Annotated in this window: 12 protein-coding genes, 1 rRNA gene and 2 pseudogenes; 5 read left to right on the forward strand and 10 right to left on the reverse strand. The window is 57.8% G+C overall.

Annotation, left to right across the window (positions count from 1 at the left end):
* Positions 1-108: ribosomal RNA gene (locus BMZ01_RS09280) — 16S ribosomal RNA — on the reverse strand; the annotation flags it as partial.
* Between the two features lie 971 nt (positions 109-1,079).
* Here BMZ01_RS09280 and BMZ01_RS11560 point away from each other — a divergent pair.
* Together BMZ01_RS11560 and BMZ01_RS11565 are read left to right on the forward strand one after the other, a co-directional pair.
* Positions 1,080-1,652 (forward strand): annotated as a pseudogene (locus BMZ01_RS11560) (NYN domain-containing protein); the annotation flags it as partial.
* A gap of 693 nt (positions 1,653-2,345) precedes the next feature.
* A pseudogene (locus BMZ01_RS11565) lies at positions 2,346-2,702 on the forward strand (NYN domain-containing protein); the annotation flags it as partial.
* A gap of 261 nt (positions 2,703-2,963) precedes the next feature.
* On the opposite strand, the gene BMZ01_RS09290 reads toward BMZ01_RS11565, so the two are convergent.
* Both BMZ01_RS09290 and trxA read right to left on the reverse strand, forming a co-directional pair.
* Positions 2,964-3,932: a PspA/IM30 family protein gene (locus BMZ01_RS09290; RefSeq protein ID WP_092286722.1), complete on the reverse strand. Its 969-nt coding sequence runs from the start codon at positions 3,930-3,932 to the stop codon at positions 2,964-2,966.
* A 332-nt stretch (positions 3,933-4,264) separates the two neighbouring features.
* Positions 4,265-4,633, reverse strand: coding sequence for a thioredoxin (trxA, locus tag BMZ01_RS09295; protein ID WP_092286724.1), 369 nt, complete (start codon positions 4,631-4,633; stop codon positions 4,265-4,267).
* Between the two features lie 248 nt (positions 4,634-4,881).
* On the opposite strand from trxA, the gene BMZ01_RS09300 reads away from it, so the two are divergent.
* From BMZ01_RS09300 to BMZ01_RS09310, 3 genes are all read left to right on the forward strand, one after another.
* Positions 4,882-5,088, forward strand: a complete 207-nt coding sequence (locus BMZ01_RS09300) for a heavy-metal-associated domain-containing protein (RefSeq protein WP_092286726.1) — start codon at positions 4,882-4,884, stop codon at positions 5,086-5,088.
* A gap of 28 nt (positions 5,089-5,116) precedes the next feature.
* A complete protein-coding gene (locus BMZ01_RS09305) occupies positions 5,117-7,726 on the forward strand; it encodes a heavy metal translocating P-type ATPase (protein WP_092286728.1) in 2,610 nt (869 codons plus the stop codon).
* A gap of 403 nt (positions 7,727-8,129) precedes the next feature.
* Entirely contained in the window at positions 8,130-9,302 is a 1,173-nt protein-coding gene (locus BMZ01_RS09310) for an MFS transporter (protein WP_092286730.1), read from the forward strand.
* A 73-nt stretch (positions 9,303-9,375) separates the two neighbouring features.
* Here BMZ01_RS09310 and dnaB read toward each other — a convergent pair whose 3' ends face one another.
* The 7 genes from dnaB to BMZ01_RS09345 all read right to left on the reverse strand — a co-directional run bounded on the left by dnaB (position 9,376) and on the right by BMZ01_RS09345 (position 18,375).
* Positions 9,376-11,019, reverse strand: coding sequence for a replicative DNA helicase (dnaB, locus tag BMZ01_RS09315; RefSeq protein ID WP_223845952.1), 1,644 nt, complete (start codon positions 11,017-11,019; stop codon positions 9,376-9,378).
* A 724-nt stretch (positions 11,020-11,743) separates the two neighbouring features.
* The gene (rplI, locus tag BMZ01_RS09320; RefSeq protein ID WP_092286732.1) at positions 11,744-12,196 is read right to left on the reverse strand and encodes a 50S ribosomal protein L9; all 453 of its coding nucleotides are present in this window, start codon (positions 12,194-12,196) and stop codon (positions 11,744-11,746) included.
* A 137-nt stretch (positions 12,197-12,333) separates the two neighbouring features.
* Positions 12,334-12,942, reverse strand: a complete 609-nt coding sequence (locus tag BMZ01_RS09325; RefSeq protein ID WP_092286734.1) for a single-stranded DNA-binding protein — start codon at positions 12,940-12,942, stop codon at positions 12,334-12,336.
* A gap of 203 nt (positions 12,943-13,145) precedes the next feature.
* Positions 13,146-13,442 (reverse strand): 30S ribosomal protein S6, encoded by a 297-nt coding sequence (gene rpsF, locus BMZ01_RS09330; RefSeq protein WP_092286736.1) that lies wholly within the window; start codon positions 13,440-13,442, stop codon positions 13,146-13,148.
* 117 nt (positions 13,443-13,559) lie between these two features.
* Positions 13,560-13,973, reverse strand: coding sequence for a hypothetical protein (locus BMZ01_RS09335; RefSeq protein ID WP_092286738.1), 414 nt, complete (start codon positions 13,971-13,973; stop codon positions 13,560-13,562).
* A gap of 101 nt (positions 13,974-14,074) precedes the next feature.
* On the reverse strand, positions 14,075-15,760 hold the full coding sequence (locus BMZ01_RS09340) for a glycosyltransferase family 87 protein (RefSeq protein ID WP_092286740.1): 1,686 nt from the start codon (positions 15,758-15,760) through the stop codon (positions 14,075-14,077).
* Between the two features lie 386 nt (positions 15,761-16,146).
* The gene (locus BMZ01_RS09345; protein ID WP_092286742.1) at positions 16,147-18,375 is read right to left on the reverse strand and encodes a transglycosylase domain-containing protein; all 2,229 of its coding nucleotides are present in this window, start codon (positions 18,373-18,375) and stop codon (positions 16,147-16,149) included.
* Positions 18,376-18,544: the final 169 nt, after the last annotated feature.

Here is an 18,544-nt window from a genome sequence, read left to right on the forward strand (position 1 = left end):
CGTTCGCCACTCGAGTACCCCAACAAAGTTGGAGCCTTTCCGTTCGACTTGCATGTGTTAAGCACGCCGCCAGCGTTCGTCCTGAGCCAGGATCAAACTCTCCACAAAAAATCAGTTCAATCAGAACAAGACCCTAATTTGATAAAGAGCCCAACACCTGACAAAAACAACTGGTCATCAATCAAAAAAACGTTCAGTCGGCATCCGACGAGGAAAAACCCAACCAAACAAAATTTCTGCACACAGAAAAATCCATGCCCATGACAACACAGTGAAATCATGCACCAAACAAGACAATATTTTCATGGCCCCTCGAAAACACACCCTTCACAAAAAAGGATGCCAGTGCTTCAAGGCCACCCGGCACACAACCACACACGGTCACAAACACAAACACCATGCACAAAACAAACAAAAGTACATCAACACACTATTGAGTTCTCAAACATCAAGACCAACACCCACACCAACCCGCCAACCAAGACAGGAGATGAAGATGAGTCAAAAATACCAGCAGACCAACACACAAACCTCCGCAAACGAAGGCCGCAACCAGTCATGCTGACCCCCATAAAGTTACACACCCCCACAACACTTCACAAACCCCCAGGTCAACCACGGTTTTTTAGGCACAATCTCGCGCCTTAAGAGCAATTGGTGCGGATAACGGCGTCCTATGCTCAGCATTGAGCGGAATTGGAGACCGTCGGGGCTTCGATCTCGGGGATAGCTCTGTACCTTTGCCCCGCGGGGAGCGGGCGTGGTGTGTGGGCGCTAGCCTCGGGAGACAGTGTTAAATGCACCCCCTGTGCAGTGCGTTGAGATGGACTGAAATTTTGTACGCCCGTACCCTTATTTATGCGAGCTTGAAGCGCACTGCATAATCTTGAGATGTACGTCTGCTCTGCGGTCGTGCCCTAGTGGCGGGAATATGAGGAGGCACCTTTAGTGTTTCCCATGCTCCTCGTTGATGGGGTTGGTGGATACGAGGGCATGGTTAAGTTTTGTCTTCGCAGCCAGTATCGAAGAGATGCAGGCGTACAGGTGTTAACACCTCTATGAATTAGGAATTAGGAGCCATGCTTGAACGCACACTGCTTTTTGTGGATACCTCATATCTACTGGCGAGCTTTTACAACTCGTGGGAGACCGGGGCCCGCGCACAATTAGAAATTGATCTTCCGGAGGTCGTTAATGTTTTAGGTCAGATGGTCCAAACTCAGCTGGACCAGCCCGTTCACCGACAATTATGGTACGACGGCATCCCAGATTCCGGGCCTCACCGTTATCAACGTTCTTTGCGCACTTGTGAGGGTGTGCAATTAAGAGCTGGGCATTTAATTGAATGGGGAGAACGCCGTACCCAGAAGGCGGTAGATACTCGCCTGGTAGCCGACATGGTTTTATCAGCTGCTCGTGGGCAAGTTTCTGACTTTGTGTTAGTTTCCGGCGACGCCGATATGATTCCGGGCGTAGAGGAAGCGGTAACTGCAGGTATTCGCGTTCACCTTTACGGGTTCGGCTGGGATTCGATGTCCTCGCTTTTGCGTCACGCCTGTGATTCCACGACCATTTTGGATCCGCGCGAAGACTTTGCCGAGTGCATGCAATTGCAGGTACTCGAAGGTCCACTGCCACCGGTGGTCCGTTCGCGCACTACCCCCGAGGATGCTGAAGATGCTTCGGGGGATACCGCCTGCGAGGCCTCGCAGGCGACTTCGGGTGAAGCCTCCGAAGTGCAGTCTTCGGATAGCTGCTGCGCACCAAACAGCAGCACTGAGTCTGCACAGCCGGGCTCTGCTGACAGCAGCGAAAAATCCAGCGACACCGATACCTCGCAGGTCGAGGGTAGTTCTTCTTGTTGCCAAGAAATCGCAGGCCCCGCAGCCGGTGCTACCAGCACCGCGTTGGGGCAACAAGCGAAGCGTACTGAAGAAGGCCAGGCGGGAGCTTCGGCTTCGAAGGGTTCGATTCGGCGGGATCATTCTGCGCAGCAGGATGCCGACACCGATAGCGAGCCTTTAAAGCCTGCTTCCCCGCAACCTGGGGAAAGCATTCGCCGCAGCACCACCCCGGCCGCTACCCCAGCAGCGATCCCCGGCGCGCATGCACGCTTGGATGCAGAGACCGAAGAACATGCCCCGGCTATACCGGAGCCCAAGCATGAGCAGCCGGCTGAAACCATTGATCCGGCCGCTGAGGTGGCGGCAAGTACCTCAAGTACCCCGCGTACGGTTGCTGAAACATCCGGCACCTCGAACGCTAATGCCGAGACGGCTAAGGATGCTACGGCCACCAAGGATGCTTCGAGCAGCAGCGAGTCTGCCACAAGCAGCACTGAGGCTCCGAAGCCCACTGCGGTGCCGAAGCCTTCAATGATGGCGCCGCGCAGGAAATTGCGTTCGCGTTATGTACCGCTACCCAATGAGGTGTGGGCCTCTGGTGGTTATCAAACCCCGTTTGATGTGGGCCAACAGTACGCATCGTGGTGGTATGAGCATGCGGCGACCACGGATCAGCGCGATAATGCGCACTTGCTTTCTGGTGGTGGTTTGCCCCCAGAGATCGACCGTCCGCTATTGCAATTCGCCTGTGAAACTTTGCATGAGTACACGCTCAGCGAAACGCAGCGCGTGAGTCTGCGCGATGGTTTCCACTCCGGTATCCGCGGGGTGTTGATTAATGTGTCGCGCAGAAATTAGGCGCTAACACTAAAAGCGGCGTTGGAGATCAATCATTCCCCAACGCCGCTTTTGCTTTGGTTCGGATACTTAGGCTCAGTGTCTAAAAACGCCAGCGCCCCGGCAACACCGTCTCTTTTGTTGCCGGGGCTTGCTAGCGAAACCTCGTACCTAACGCTACCTTGCTTAAGGGCTTCCAGGAAGAGGACTCGCCTGCAATTTTTAGGCGAAACACCGCCCTAGGCCTGCGAGGTTTTCCTAAGGTTATCCCCGATCGCTGCCCTAGTTAGCGGGCTTATCCGTTGTACCCTGCGCTTCTGGGTTCTCCTTAGCCTCAAATTCAGTGGAGTTCGCGGCATCGGCATCTGCGGGATCCTGCGAAAGATCCTCAGCGCCGGCGGCCTCCTTGGCCCCCTGCTTGGGTGTAGTTTCCTCCACAACAGCATCTTGGGGCTCGGCGGCGACCTCAGCGCCAGCGCCAGCATCAGCAGCTTCCTCAGCTCCGCGTTCTAACTCACCCGGGGCCTTATCGGATTTACCGGCATTAAGCTCGGCGCGCAGCTCCTCCAGTCGGGCCGCGGCCTTCATATCAGTGCCGGAGCTTTGGATCTCAGCCATATGCCCACCCACCGAACTCTGGGTTAGTTCTTGGGCGCCCAAAGCATCGGCATAGCGGCGCTCAATCTTTTCACGCACCGCATCCAAGGTGGGTACCGCATCATCGGGCTTGAAAGTGCCCATGGTGTCCATGGCTTGGGTGGCGGTTTCTTGCATGGCGGCTTGATCCGCTTGGGAGCGCAGCTCATTAATCTGGCTGAGCTGTTCTTGGAGCTTGGCTTCAGATTCGCTTTGCTGCTGGCGGGCCTGCTCCGCGGCGGTTTTCGCCTGGGAGTGAAGGGCAGCGGTTTCTTCTACCTGTCGTTCCACCGACACCAGCTGCGTGGCCAGCACCTCAGCGGTATTGCTGAACTGTTGGGCCTTTTCTGGGGTTTCGGCGGTATCGGCGGCGCGAAGTGCATCGCGGGCTTGTTGCTGCAGGCGTTCTTGATCCTTGCGCAGGCGATCAAGCTTCATTTCCAATTGCTTTTGGTTGCCGATCACGCGAGCGGCTTGTTCGCTAATCGCCTGGTGCTGGGCTTTCACGGCTTCAACGGCCTGTTGGATTTGTACCTTCGGATCCGCATTTTCATCGATTTTCTGATCCAAGGATGCCTTGAGGTATTTCCAGCCCTTGCTCAAAGGATTCGCCATGATATGTACGCCTTTCTTCGCGCGAACGCTAAGCGCGAACGCAGAGTCTGTCTATGCTCATCACCCGCACAAATAAAAGCTACAGCGCGCGGGCAATCAGAATCAGGGCCTAGTCTACGTGCGCTGTACATATCAGCGTCGGCTTATACACTGCCCCGCCATACCCCCATCTCTACCCCCATTCCCTCGGGCTACTCCGGCCCAAGGCACTATCCCGGCGCGGCAGACCCCTGCACCGGCCCTCCCCGGCGGGGAAAGTGCCGGGGCTTAGCCCGCGGGTCTCGGGGAAAGCTCACAGCCTAAAACCCCAAGACCCAAAGGGCCCTCACACACTACTGCGCTTCGTTTTGCTCCTTGAGCTGGCGGCGCACATCTTCCATATCCAGGGCCTTGACCTGGTTAATCAGGTCGGTGAGCACCGGTAAAGGCAAAGCGCCGGCGTCGCGATACACCATAATGCCGTCGCGGAAAATCATCAGCGTAGGGATCGACTGGATCTCCAGGGCCGCGGCCAACGCCTGGTTAGCTTCGGTATCTAGCTTCGCGAAGATGATCTCGGGGTTTTCTTCACTGGCCTTCTCAAAGGTGGGGGCGAAGGCGCGGCACGGGCCACACCAGGATGCCCAGCAGTCCACAATAACGATTCCTTCACCGCTCACGGTGGCTTCGAAAGTGTCCTCAGTGATGTCGATGGTTGCCATTTTTGGGGTGACTCCTGTCAGTTTTGGAATGTTGCGAGTAGCTTGCAGGTGTGGCGCATCGCGTGCTCCTGCGGGCCTCACGCACATCGCTTGCGATCTGTCTATGGTCGATGGGTACACGCCACTTATTAGGGTCAACCGACCGCGTGGCGCTGATTATTCCCCATCCTTCCAAGCTTTGCTGAAGGAAGCTCGCGGAAACCCAGAAATAAACCTGCGAACTATTGACATGAAAGGAAGGGTCAACAATGACCAAGAACTATCGCATTAAGGGCATGACCTGCGAACATTGCAGCAATGCCGTGACTGAAGAAGTCAGCGAAATCGACGGCGTGACTGATGTCACTGTGGAGCTGGAGTCCGGGATCGCTCGGGTCAGCGGCCATGATTTCACCGACGCCCAGGTCACCGCGGCCGTCGAGGAAGCCGGCTATGAAGTGATCGAAGAGGACTAACTTTTAGCGCGAAAGGACTCGCTACCTGATGAAGCAACACGTTGACCTCGCCGTCAGCGGGATGACTTGTACTTCTTGTTCATCCCGGGTGGAGCGCAAGCTCAATAAACTCGATGGGGTTGAGGCCAGCGTGAACTTCGCGACCGAAACTGCGTCGATCGACTTTAATCCCGAGCAGGTTTCCTGCGAAGAGCTCATCGAGGTGGTAAAGAAAACCGGGTATGGGGCGAACGTAGTGCCTGGGGCGACCGTAGTGCCTGGGGCATCCGAGGAGGCAGCTGAGGCCCCTGCTTCCCAACCCACCTCACGCACCGTGGAGCTGGCGATTAGTGGGATGACCTGCACCTCCTGCTCCTCGCGGGTGGAGCGCAAGCTCAATAAACTCCCCGGGGTTGAAGCCACCGTCAACTTCGCCACGGAAAGCGCGAATGTGCAGCTAGAAGGTGGTGCCGCCAGCAATGAGGAGCTCCTTGCCCTCATCGAGAAGACTGGTTATGGCGCCACGGTAGTTTCTGACTCTGCCTCCCCCGAGACCCGCGGGCACAGCACGCAGGATGCTGCGGGTACGGCGGTTGAGGGGTTTGCCGCACCTGGCACCTCTGCACCGGCGAATGCGGATACACACGTAGAAGAAAGAGACGTGTTAGGCCGCCGCCTGGTGATCTCTGCGGTGTTGGCTTTGCCGGTGATGTTGATTTGTATGATCCCGGCGTTGCAATTCGACTATTGGCAGTGGGTGGCCTTGGTGTTGGCCACCCCGGTGTACCTGTGGGGCGGGTGGCCCTTCCACCGCGCCGCGGTGATTAACCTGCGCCATGGTGCCTTCACCATGGACACCCTGGTATCGCTGGGCACCACTGCTGCTTATGTGTGGTCATTATGGGCGCTCTTCTTCGGCGAAGCCGGGGAGATTGGCATGCATATGCATATGAGTTTGAGTACTCGTGCTGCTGATAGTGCTTCCCATATTTATTTAGAAACCTCCGCCATGGTGGTGGTGTTCCTGCTTCTCGGACGCTGGTTCGAACACCGCGCCAAGCGACGCTCCTCGGCAGCCCTACGCGCGCTGCTCAGCCTTCGCCCAACTGAGGCCACCGCTTTAATCGATGGCAAAGAAAAGCGCATCGCCGCGCACCTTTTGCAGGTAGATGACCTATTCCTGGTGCGTCCCGGCGAGAAGATCGCCACCGATGGGGTGATTGTGGAAGGGGCGTCCGCGGTTGATGAATCCATGTTGACCGGGGAATCCGTACCGGTGGAAGTCACCGTGGGTGATGAGGTGACTGGCGCGACCATGAATACCTCAGGCCGGCTGGTAGTGCGCACCACCAGGGTTGGTTCTGATACCACCTTGGCGAAGATTGCCGCCTTAGTTACTGAAGCCCAGGCTGGGAAATCCCCGGTGCAAAAACTGGTGGATCGTATCTCCCAGGTGTTTGTGCCGCTGGTGATTCTGGCTGCCATCCTCACCTTGGTGTTGCACCTATGGCTAAGTGATGCCCCCACCACCCAAGCTTTTGCTGCCGCCGTGGCGGTAGTAGTGATTGCCTGCCCCTGTGCTTTGGGGTTGGCTACTCCTACTGCCCTGCTGGTGGGGACTGGGCGCGGTGCGCAGCTGGGGCTTTTGATTAAGGGCCCGGAGGTGCTGGAGAACTCCCGCAAGGTAGACACCATCTTGTTGGATAAGACCGGCACCGTGACCACCGGGGTAATGACATTGAGGGAAATCATCCCGGCGCGCAACACCACTAAAGATGATGTGCTGCTTACGGCCGCTGCCGTGGAGGCCGGTAGTGAACACCCCATTGCTGCCGCAATTCTGCGGGCCTGGGAAGAAAGCCCCGCAGCACATGCTGGCCGCGCATTACCGGCGGTGGATAATTTCAAAGCCCATGCCGGAAGTGGCGTAAGCGGGTTGATTAATGGCCACCGTGTGGAAGTAAGCAAACCACGGGCGCTAAGCCGTGTGGAAGCTTTTAGCCCAGAATCAGCCGCCCTGGTGGATGCAGAACGTGCCTCCGGCGCCACGATTGTGGAATTGCAGGTAGATGACCAGCTGATTGGCGCTTTAAGCATGCGCGATGAGGTGCGCGAAGAATCCGCCAGCGCCATTAGCCACTTCCGCGAGTTAGGGCTTCACCCGGTACTTTTAACCGGTGATGCGGCTGAACCAGCCGCCGCGGTAGCTGCTGAAGTGGATATTGCCCCACAGGATGTGATGAGTGGAGTCACCCCCGCCGATAAGGTGCAGGCGGTGCGTGATCACCAGCGCCAAGGCCAGGTAGTGGCCATGGTCGGTGATGGTGTCAATGATGCTGCTGCCCTTACCCAAGCTGATTTAGGTATTGCGATGGGTGGTGGCACGGATGTGGCCGTGGAGGCCTCCGATATCACCTTGATGCGGGAGAACCTCGAAGCCGTGGTTGATGCCATGCGGCTAGCGCGCCGCACGGTCGCTACCATCCGCGGGAACCTCTTCTGGGCTTTTGGCTACAACATCATCCTCATCCCGGTAGCGGCCCTCGGGTTGCTCAACCCCATGCTGGCGGGTGCGGCGATGGCATTATCTTCTGTTTTTGTGGTCACCAATTCGCTTCGCCTGCGCGGCTTCCAGGCGCACTCCGCGCCGGATCTTTAAAGCGCACGTACCGCACGCACACCGCGCGCTGGTGGCGCCAGCGGCGCCCTTGAACCCCCTCCGAAACCGCTACTTTAAGGTTCCTACCACCGACCCCTTACTACCCCGAGATGGGGTCAACCCTCAGCCCGAATTCCTTGGGTTTTGTCCCCCGCTTAGCCAAACTACCCCCACCCAGTGCTAACTTGTGGTTCACGCCACAAGTGTGGTGCCGAGTGCGGGGTAGTTTCCATTTCTATGATCTTCACCGCAGCCGCTCCACACCCTTGTGCTTAAGCAGCTTAGTAACCAACTAAGCAACTACCCATAACTACCCATACCCGCACAACCCCTAACCTGAGCGAACGCAATCACTGACCGCGTTCTCCACAGGCCTGCACCGCGAAGGGAGGCATCACCCGACATGCTGAAAGCAGATTGGTTCCGCGTTGCCCTAGGAATGTTCTCCATCGGCTTCGGGGCGAACCTCTTCGCACCTCTTCTCCCCAGCTACCGCGTCATCGACGACCTCTCCCAATCCCAAGTCACCTGGCTCCTAGGTGTCTATGTCCTCGGGCTAGTACCCGCCTTGATCATCGGCGGCCCACTATCGGATGTCCGCGGACGCCGCGCCATTGTGCGGCCGTCACTCGTCACCATCTTCATCGGCTCCATTGTGTTGGCCGCCGGCATGACCGGCTCCTTCCTCATCTTGAGTGTGGGCCGGTTCATCGTTGGCGTTGCCGTGGGATTGATGATGGCCGCCGGTGCTGCCTGGCTAAAAGAACTCTCCCCCGGCTCCGATAGCCAAGGTGCGCGCCGCGCCACCGCCGCACTTTCAGCAGGCTTTGGCTCCGGCCCGCTAATCTCCGGGGCAATCGCCCAATGGTTCCCACACCCCGATCTTTTCCCCTATATCGTCCACATCGGCCTGATGATGGTGGTCATCCCCCTGGTATGGAACCTCCCCTCTCCAGAAATCCAAGCCAGCCCCTCGCGCACCTACTTCCCCCGCACGGCTCTGAGCCCCCGCTTCCTACTCGCGGTCGCCGCCTGGGCGCCCTGGGTATTCGGCACCGCCACCACCTCCTTTGCGGCACTGACCAGCCTGGTCGTCGGCGAAGTCTCCATCCCGGTGGCTTATACCGGACTCATCGCCAGCATCACCATGCTCACCGGCGCGCTCATCCAACCGCTCGCCACCCGCTTCGGCACTGACCTCATCCCCCCAGCGGTCATCGGCCTGCTCTTTACTGCCGCCGGCATGGCGCTTGGTGTGATCGTCACCATCACGCTGAACCCACTATGGGTCATCCCCGCCGCCTTCATGCTGGGCGCCGCCTACGGCACGATGATGGTTTCCGGCCTCCGCGAAGTCCAAATGATCGCCCCGCGCAGCGAACTCGGCGCACTCACCGCCATCTACTACGCGCTCACCTACGTCGGCTTCTTCGCCCCTTTCGTGCTCAGCTTCCTCGGCCCACGCTTTGGCTACACCCAATGCCTCATCGCCGGCATCTTCGTCGCACTACTATCCATCGTCCCGGTGGCACGCGCCGCCGTCACCGCCGCCAAAGGCGGGCGCGCAGAGGCTTAAACCCGTGCCTTCCCCGAGATCGGGTGATGCATGCTGTGCGGGCATCGAACCCCCGTGATCAAGGGGCTGGGGGTTAGCCGCGCGCCATATCCACGAAACGCGAGAAGCGCAGCTGATGGGCCACGGTCACGGTATCGATCGGGCCACCACGGTGCTTAGCCAAAATAATGTCAGCTTCACCACCACGCGGATCATCCTTATTCTGCGAATCAGGGCGATAGAGCAACATCACCATATCCGCATCCTGTTCCAGCGAACCTGATTCACGCAAGTCCGCTAGCTGCGGGCGCTTATCGGTACGCGATTCCGGGCCACGGTTCAGCTGCGAAATGGCCACCACCGGAACATCCAATTCCTTCGCCAATAGCTTGAGTTGGCGGGAGAATTCCGAGACTTCCTGCTGACGCGATTCCACACGCTTACCGGAGCTCATCAGCTGCAGGTAGTCCACCACCACCATTTGCAGGTCATGCTTTTGTTTCAACCGGCGCGCCTTAGAGCGAATCTCCATCATGGTCAGGTTCGAAGAATCATCAATATAGAGCGGCGCATCAGCGATTTGCCCCACGCGGTTAGCCAGCTTCGCCCACGCCTCATCGGTCATCCGGCCGGAACGCATATCAGATAGCGGGATCTCTGTTTCCGCGGAGAGCAAACGCATGACGATCTCAGATTTGCTCATTTCCAAGGAGAAGATCACCGAGGCTTTATTGTTCTTAATGGAACAGCTACGCATAAAGTCCAAGGCCAAGGTGGATTTACCCACACCAGGGCGCGCAGCCACAATGATCATCTGGCCGCCATGCAAACCATTGGTCACATTGTCTAGGTCAATAAACCCCGTGGGGATACCGGCCGCTAAACCACCATGGGTTGCGATCTCATCAATCTCATCCATGGTGGGCTGCAAAATATCGGCTAACACCGCATAGTCTTCGGTGACATTGCGTTGAGCAATGGCGAAGACTTCTTGTTGGGCCATATCCAACACGGTGTCCGCATCGGCAGCTTCCACGCCTTCAAAGCCCAATTGTGCAATCCGGGTGCCGGCATTAACAATGCGGCGCAAAGTGGCTTGCTCAGCGATGATTTCGGCATGGTAGCGGGCATTGGCTGCGGTGGTGACTGATTCCAGCAGCTCCATGAGGTACATGTGCCCGCCGACGCGCTCAAGTTCTTTATTTTGCTTAAGGCGGTCAGCCACAATCACCGCGTCGATCTTCTTATTTTCACTAAAAAGATCAATGATGGCTTTGTAGATCAGTTGATGCCGTGGCTCATAGAAATCTTCTGGGGTCAGGGTGTCGAGGACATCCATCACCACCCCTGGGCTAAGAATCATGGCACCCAGCACACCGGTTTCGGCATGCGAGTCATGCGGCATACGGCGATAGTCGCCGCTACTTCCTTGGTTCATTCCGTAGTTCCCCCTGTCTTGCCGGAATTTTTTGCGACCCGAGCTGCCGTGGCTCGAGCTTCCCCCATATCCACCATCGCCATAGCGGTTTAAAGCCGCATCATCGAAGCTGCCATAGCCCGGCCCACCATAGGGTGTAGGGCTAGCAGCTCCTAGGACAGAGAAGTCCGGTGCGGCAGCTAGCCCATCAAGGTCTGGTGTATAGATCTCTTCGGGCACTGGTGCTTCTGGAGCTTCTGGCGGAGGTGGCACCTGCGCATTGTCATCAAAGCTGGGTGAAGGATTCTCGGATGCACTCATATCGCTGTGGTGTTCCTCAACCTTTCTTCATGAACAAGAGGCGCTAGCGAGCACTAGCCTACGTGGGTCTTTCACCGCTATGAAACAGCCGGGGGCACAAGCCCCGTACCTCCTATGTTGCGGTGGCGATAATTTCAGCAGAAGCACCGAGTTTCACACAACTTATCCACAACCGCCTGTGGATACGTTCGGTAGCGTAAAAGGAGTTATCCCCAGATTTCTCAGAATATGGGAGGCCGCTTGTGGATAACCTGTGGATAACTCTTGGCATCTGCCGGCAGTGATCATCGTTATCGCAGGTCAACTATGGTTTCTAGTTGTGGACAACTGGGGTTCCAATTGAGGATAACCCTTCTACGCTGCAGGTTTGCATTCGTGTTCCTTGGGAGCTAAGGGCCCTTTAAGGTTCTGAGCTGGCAGAATCTTCACATCAAGAAAAGGGGTTTCTCCACATTTTTGAAGAAGTTATCCACAGGCCTTGGGACAGCTGAGGAATGTGGGAAACTTGGGGAATTCCGGGTGCCGAGAAGACACTCCGATTAAGCCGCGGTGCAACGTCGCTAAAAAAAATTTCCGTAGTTCCCCTACCGCGAATACACATGGGGTGTAGAGACACGTAGAGACCCTCACTTTCCGACTCAATGTGGAAAGAGGGGTCTCGCAGTGCGCTGTTGTCGTTGGGCTTCGCGTTATAAACGGAAGCCGTCGTGGCATTGGTGCCTAATTAGGCGGCCACGACCTCAAAGTTCACCTTGGCTGCAATGTCTTCGTGCAGCTTGACGTCAACCTGGTAGGAACCGGTGGTCTTCACCAGGCCCTTGGGCACAATGATGTTGCGCTTATCCAGGGTGGGGCCGCCAGCCTGCTTGACAGCATCGGCAATGTCGTCTGCCTTTACCGAGCCGAAGAGCTTGCCCTTGTCGGAGGTGCGCATCTTGATGGTCACACCTTCCAGGTTATTAAGCTGCTCGCGGACTTCGCGAGCGTGGTCGATATCGCGGATCGCGCGGGCCTCTTGGGCACGCTTGATTCCCTCGATCTGCTTCTCAGCGCCACGGGTAGCCACAATGGCGACGCCGCGCGGAAGCAGGTAGTTGCGTCCGTAGCCGTCCTTGACCTCAACGATGTCGCCAGCGACACCGAGGTTCTCAACGGCGGCGGTGAGGATCAGTTTCATGATCCCTGCCTTTCTGCTTGCTTCACCTCACTTAGCCTGCAAAAGCTAAGGAGATGCTTGAAGTGTGTGGAGTTTTTAACAGTGCTGAACTGCGTTAGGTTTGCACAGCGCGGAAAGTGCCTGATGCGGACAGCTATTTAGAAGGGAGGCTCATCATTGGGGTCGAAACCGCCAGATTGAGGGGCGCTATTCCAGGGGTCCTGCTGGGCTTGGTCATTGGCGGAAGAACCGCCTCCGAAACCACCCTGCGGGGCACCGCCACCGAAGCCACCACCGAAGCCGCCCTGCGGCGCACCTTGAGGAGCACCGCCGCCGAACCCACCTTGGGGAGCACCCTGCGGGGCGTTGAATCCGCCACCACCTGGGCCGCCACCTTGGGGGGCATTGCGTTGGACATTGGCTGTGGCATTGCGCAAAGCGGGGCCGACTTCGTCGACTTCCACTTCGAATACGGTGCGCTTTTCGCCTTCGCGGGTCTCATAAGAGCGCTGGCGAAGACGGCCGGTAACAATAACGCGCATACCCTTGGTCAGGGATTCCTTGACATTTTCCGCTGCTTGGCGCCACACATTGCAGGTAAGGAAGAGGGCTTCGCCGTCTTCCCACTGGTTAGTTTGGCTATTGAAACGCCGAGGCGTTGAAGCAACGCGGAAATTAGCTACTGCGATAGAAGACGCGGTGTAGCGCAATTCCGGGTCAGCAACGAGGTTGCCGACGATCGTAATGTTGGTATCTCCCTGTGCCATGCTGGGTACCTTCCCTGATATTGAAAGCTAGTGATGTGTTGATTAGGTCTTTTGTCCACTTGGCTTAGAAGCGTAGTGAGTTTTAGCAACTCGCGTCAGCACACCAAGCCCTTGAGCGTGGGGGTTGTTAATAAAAGTCCTCAACACGTCTTTTGTGCACACCTTGGTGCAGGTGCGCGCAGCTGTCAGGCTGAAGCTTTCACTTAGCTGTCGGTGCGCAGGACCTTGGTGCGCAGAATGTTGTCATTCAGGTTCAGCAGACGGTCGAATTCCTGCACGGTGGCAGGTTCGCAGTCCAGATTGACGACGACGTAGACGCCTTCGTCCTTCTTGTTGATCGGGTACGCAAGCTTGCGCTTACCCCACACATCAACCTTTTCGACAGTGCCATTTTCTTTACGGACAACTTCGAGGAACTTGTCCAGGGACGGGGCTACAGTGCGTTCGTCCTGGGTAGGATCCAGGATGATCATAATTTCGTAGTGACGCACGGACCTCATCACCTCCTGTGGTCTAGTAGTAGTTCGGCTGCTTCCCTGTTGGATGCAGCAGGAGGATTCGTTGCGTCAGCAACCCCTTCAACCTACCCCAAGACCTTGAGCTTGTGAAGTTAGCGCTTAGCGGTCCACATCGCGCACGGTGCCATCCGGGTAAATCTCCACTTCGATGTCACCCCACTCGATCTCCCAATAGCCGTCATTATCCCACTTCGCGGCAGTACAACCTTGGCGAAGCACCTCATCTACTTCTTCTTTGGTGACACCCTCATCAACCAGGTCTTTTTCAGCATCCGGGGTATAAGAGCTGGCAGCACAGGGTACCTCCCCATGATCTGCGCTGGTCGGTGCGGCCGCTGCAGGTACAGAAGCAGCATCAGGTGCTTCGGTAACGGTGGTGGTGAAGCTGGCGGTTTCGGTGACGGTGACACTGGAGCTAGAAGAGCTTAAGGAAGAACAGGACACCAGCGAAGGAATCATTAAGACGGTGACACCGAGAACCACAGCGGTGCGGGCGCGTTGCGGGGTAAGCATGGACAGTAGGCCTCCTTCATAGGGCAATAGCAGAACAAGGCTATGAATGCACTATCCCTGAGCCTAACAATTCAATGTGGTGCGGCAAGCCCCCGGGCACCCTAGGTGCCGGAACTATGCCTGCCGCCGCGGGCGCGGTTCTCGGGGGAAGCAAAATCAGTGCCAGCAACCTGCACCGGTGTTGTTGGCGGCAGTGCTGCCTCCGCGGGGATGACCTCGGCGCTGAGGGTTTTGGGTGCGCTTGTGGGAGTGTGGAAGCAGCCGGCGAGGCGATCGTAGTGCGGGTCGGTGCTGCTGGTGACGCGGACTTTGTCGGTGGTTTTGGCGAGCATTTGGCGGATCACCAGCACCACGATGGCGATGATGAATGCATCGCGGATCAGCACGATGAGGTTAAGTAGTGCGCCAGGTGCGCCTTTGTTGTCCGCACCGAGGAAGAACCAGAAGAGGATGCGCCACACCAGAATTTCGGTGACTCCCCAGGCGAAAAGGAGGCGCCAGCGGGGCAGCGCGAAGGCCGCGGGGATGAGTAACCAGAGTGAATACTGCGGGCTCCAGACCTTATTGAAAATAAGGAAGGCGGCGATGATGAGCACCATTAATTCGGCGGCGCGGGGCGTGCGGTTAAGGCGGATACCGAAGAAGAAAATGGCGGCGCAGGAGAGCGCGAAGAGCAGAAAACTCAGGGTATTGATGAGTTTTGGTTCGAAGAAATGGGGCTCGGTACTGGAACCGATGAGTCGGCTGGCGACCGCCCAGATGGTGGTCCATTCAGGCCCGCGGGTGCGGTTGAGGCGGAAGAATTCGTGCCAGGCTTCGGGGTAAAGGTAGTAGATGGGGGCGTTGACAACCACCCAGCTGATGACCGTAACCCCCAGCATGCGGAGGAATTCCGGCCAGCGGCGGGTGCGCCAAGTAAGGACCAGATAGGCGCCGAGGAGGAAAAGTGGCCAGAGTTTGAATGCGGTGCCTAGCCCAATGAAAAGTCCGGCGAGGCCGGGGCGGTTGCGGGCCACGCAGTACATGGCGAGGGTGGCCAGCAAGATGGAGGGGATATCCCAGTTGGTGAAGGCGTGGACGATGAGCATGGGGCTGCCGGCGACGATCATGGTGTCCCAGATGCGCGGGCCCATCAGACGGGCAACCAGATTTAAGGTGGCCAGCCACATGAATCCCAAGATCACGCAGGTGATGATGAAGTACCAGGAGGCTGGGGGAATGGCGAAGGCGGAGAATTGGGGGACTAGCCCGAAGGTAGCCCGCGAGATGCTGCTGACAAGACCTTGGAAGAGTCCGGCAAGTACCGGGTATTCCATGTAGCGGGTGATGTCGCCTTCGGTCCAGGAGTAGGCGTAGGGGAAGCCGGGTTGGTCGAGGCCGCGGCCGCCGAAGAGCGGGATGATGTCGTTGTAGCAGCCCCAGACGTTTTGGCGGTGCCCCGGCCAGCTGAGGTAGGGGGTGCCTTCTTCATTGATGGCGCCGGGGACGCAATGCGCTTTGCTGAGGAAACCGAGGGAGAGCAGGAAGGAGCCGACCAGGACGATAAGGCGCCAGGGGGTCCAATAGCGTTGGGTGCCGCGCAGGCCGTGGTCGCCGAGGTTCCCGCCGATGAAATTAGTCCAAGCGCGAGCGAAAGGCTCGGTGGTGGAGGGTTCGACGTAGCGGTGCGAGATTGGGGCGCTGGTGGAGGTGGTTGCCGTGGGCGCGGTGGCTTCGGTGGCCTTGGGCGCGGTGGCCTTTGGGGCAGCGGCTTGGTTCTCGGGTACCTGTCCATCGCTGGGGGTCACGGGAGCGCTCCTCGTTTTCTCAGGGGGGGGCAGTGTCTTAGGGACAACTGCGTCACCCTTGTATTTATACCCGGCCACGTGGCATCCCAGGGCCTGAAGGTGGTGATAAATAGCGGGGCTGCTGATTAAAACGAATGAAGACAAGAAGCAGGCGGGGGTATTGGTGGCGGCTTACCGAGCGGATTGCGGGATGCAGGAGCCTCGGGAGACAGCGGCGCTCAGGGCACGCGCACCTATCGGGGCAGATCCCACTCAGCTCCTCATATAAAGAAACCTCCGTGGGTGCTGAGCTAAAAGAGATAGTTCAGCACCCACGGAGGCTATGCGGGCCAGCTCTCTCGGGACCAACCCTTCAGAAAAGCTCCCTTTCGGTTTAACCCCTGGCCTTAACCCTGCCGTTGTGGCGGTGCCGGAAGGAACACGCCCGGCAGTATCTCAATGCCCTGCTGGGGTGCCGGCTGTGGCGCCGGTTGCCCCGGCTGGCCTGGTTGCCCCGGGTGCCCCGGCGCGGGAGCCCCAGGTTGACCCGGCTCAGCGGGGTTTTGCGGGTTCTCCGGATCCTGTCCTTCTTCCCCTTCACCAGGTTCGGCGCTGGGGTCAGCTTCTTGGGTCGGTTGGGTAATCACCGGCGGCACATAAGGCGTACCGGCCTTATTGCCAATGCCATAGTTAATGGGCTTCGGGGGATTGAAGTTGCGGATCTCCTTGCCCTCCAAGGCACCATCCATGGTGGCTTTCCAAATGCTGGCCGGCAGCCCCGCGCCATACATCAACCCACCCCAAGGCGTGGTGATCGGGGAGTTATCATCCGAACCCACCCACACCGCGGTGGATAGCTGCGGAGTCGCGCCAATCATCCAAGCATCCTTATTTTGGCCAGTATCACCCAGCTGTGCGGTACCGGTTTTTGCTGCAGAAGGCCGTCCCCCAGCCAGGTTATTGCCATTGGACCAGCCCGCGATCGGCAGCATTGCGTCCAGCACATTATTAGCCACATTGGTGTCCACGCGGCGCTCACCGGGGCCATCTTCATGCTCATAGAGCACTTCCCCATTGGCGGTTTCCACGCGCTGCACAAAGTGCGGGTCATGCCACACACCCTCATTCGCCAGGGTGGCCATCGCCACGGCCATATCAATGGGGCGAGAAAGGTACTGCCCCAAAATCACACCGGCATAGGGGGCATCCCCATCACCTTCACTTAAGGTGTGTGGAATTCCCGGTAGCGAACGCTCCACGCCCAAAGCATGCGCCATATCGGCGGTGTCCTTTGGGCCATATTTGAGGTCTTCTTGGAGTCGGATGAAGCTGGTGTTCAGCGATTCCTTCAGCGCTTGCTTAATGCTGCAATAGCCGCAGTCCTCGCCCTCCACATTGGTGATGGTCAAATCCCCAATGGTCACCGGGGAGGATTCATAAATGGTGCTGGTGGGAATGCCCTGCTGCAGGGCAGCTGCCAACCCAAACACCTTGAAGGTCGAACCGGTTTGCAAAGCCGAGGTGCCATAATCCCAGCCGCCGGCATCATCGCCGCCATAGTAGGCACGCACCCCACCGGTTGCGGGATCCACGCTCACCGCGGCGGTGCGCAGGTTATCGTTTTGGCCTTCTAGCTGCGAACGCATTGCCTCAATCACGGCATGTTGTGCTTGGGCATCAATGGTGGTGGTGATCTGCAGGCCGCGGGTGCTCACGTCTGCTTCGGTGATGCCCTTTTCCTCTAGCTCAGCAATCACATGGTTCTTCACCAGGGAGTTCGGGCCATCCGCCTCAGTGTTCGTGCGGTTTAACGCAGGGTCGGTGGTTTCGGGGTACTCCATCGCGTCGCGCTCAGCTTGGGTGATGGCCCCGGTGGTCACCATGCCATCTAGCACATAGTTCCAGCGGGCATGCGCGCCTTCGGGGTTTTGCCAGGGATCCAATTGGCTGGGGCGCTGAATACTGGCCGCCAGCACCGCCCCTTCTGCGGGGCCCAGGTCAGACACGGATTTCCCAAAATAGGCATGCGCGGCGGATTCCACACCATAGGCATTGCGGCCGAAATAAACAGTATTAAGGTATGCCGCCAACACGTCATCCTTGGACCATTCATTGGCCATCTTCACGGAGTACACCAGCTCCTTGGCTTTACGCTCATAGGAGCGTTCATTACCCACCAAGGCGTTCTTCACATATTGCTGGGTAATCGTCGAGCCGCCACCTAAGGTCGGGTTACCGGTGAGCTGCCCAATCACGGCACGCCCAAACCCGCTAAAAGAAAAACCTTGGTTGGTATAAAACTCACGGTCTTCGGCGGCGAGCACGGCGTTGCGCACCGCGGTGGGGATCTGCTCAATTTTCACGATCCGCCGATTACCTTCCGGCGGCACAATGCGCGCCAGCTCAGTGGTGGAATCAGCGGCATAAATCTGGGAGACCTGCTTGACCGTCAATTCTTCCGGTTCCGGCACATCCACCATGATGTACGCCGCCAAAAATCCGCCCAGCGGCAGCAATACTAGGCCCAGAACCAGCGCCAGTAGCCCACGCTTGAGGCCCTTATGCTTCTTCTTCTGCGCCTGTGCGCGCCGCGAGCGCCGCGGCTTTGTCGAAGAATCCTTCTTCTCCGTCACCATATGCCCCTGTTCTTCATCGCGTCGTACCCTGTCCAAACCCTACTTCCTCGTACACAATTCAGGGGAATTACCCTGGCCTATTCCCAGTAGAAATGCGACCATTTCCCTGGTTTCTTTGCTTCACCCGAGACCCGCGGGCTGCGGTGTGCGGTATCCCCTGTGCGACAGT

The sequence above is a fragment of the Corynebacterium spheniscorum genome (genome assembly GCF_900113445.1).
In the GTDB taxonomy this organism is placed as follows: Bacteria; Actinomycetota; Actinomycetes; order Mycobacteriales; family Mycobacteriaceae; genus Corynebacterium; species Corynebacterium spheniscorum.

Coding starts and splice junctions, on each gene's coding strand:
- BMZ01_RS09290 (WP_092286722.1), bottom strand. CDS start 3,932: ATGGCGAATCCTTTGAGCAAGGGCTGGAAATACCTCAAGGCATCCTTG.
- trxA (WP_092286724.1), bottom strand. CDS start 4,633: ATGGCAACCATCGACATCACTGAGGACACTTTCGAAGCCACCGTGAGC.
- BMZ01_RS09300 (WP_092286726.1), top strand. CDS start 4,882: ATGACCAAGAACTATCGCATTAAGGGCATGACCTGCGAACATTGCAGC.
- BMZ01_RS09305 (WP_092286728.1), top strand. CDS start 5,117: ATGAAGCAACACGTTGACCTCGCCGTCAGCGGGATGACTTGTACTTCT.
- BMZ01_RS09310 (WP_092286730.1), top strand. CDS start 8,130: ATGCTGAAAGCAGATTGGTTCCGCGTTGCCCTAGGAATGTTCTCCATC.
- dnaB (WP_223845952.1), bottom strand. CDS start 11,019: ATGAGTGCATCCGAGAATCCTTCACCCAGCTTTGATGACAATGCGCAG.
- rplI (WP_092286732.1), bottom strand. CDS start 12,196: ATGAAACTGATCCTCACCGCCGCCGTTGAGAACCTCGGTGTCGCTGGC.
- BMZ01_RS09325 (WP_092286734.1), bottom strand. CDS start 12,942: ATGGCACAGGGAGATACCAACATTACGATCGTCGGCAACCTCGTTGCT.
- rpsF (WP_092286736.1), bottom strand. CDS start 13,442: ATGAGGTCCGTGCGTCACTACGAAATTATGATCATCCTGGATCCTACC.
- BMZ01_RS09335 (WP_092286738.1), bottom strand. CDS start 13,973: ATGCTTACCCCGCAACGCGCCCGCACCGCTGTGGTTCTCGGTGTCACC.
- BMZ01_RS09345 (WP_092286742.1), bottom strand. CDS start 18,375: ATGGTGACGGAGAAGAAGGATTCTTCGACAAAGCCGCGGCGCTCGCGG.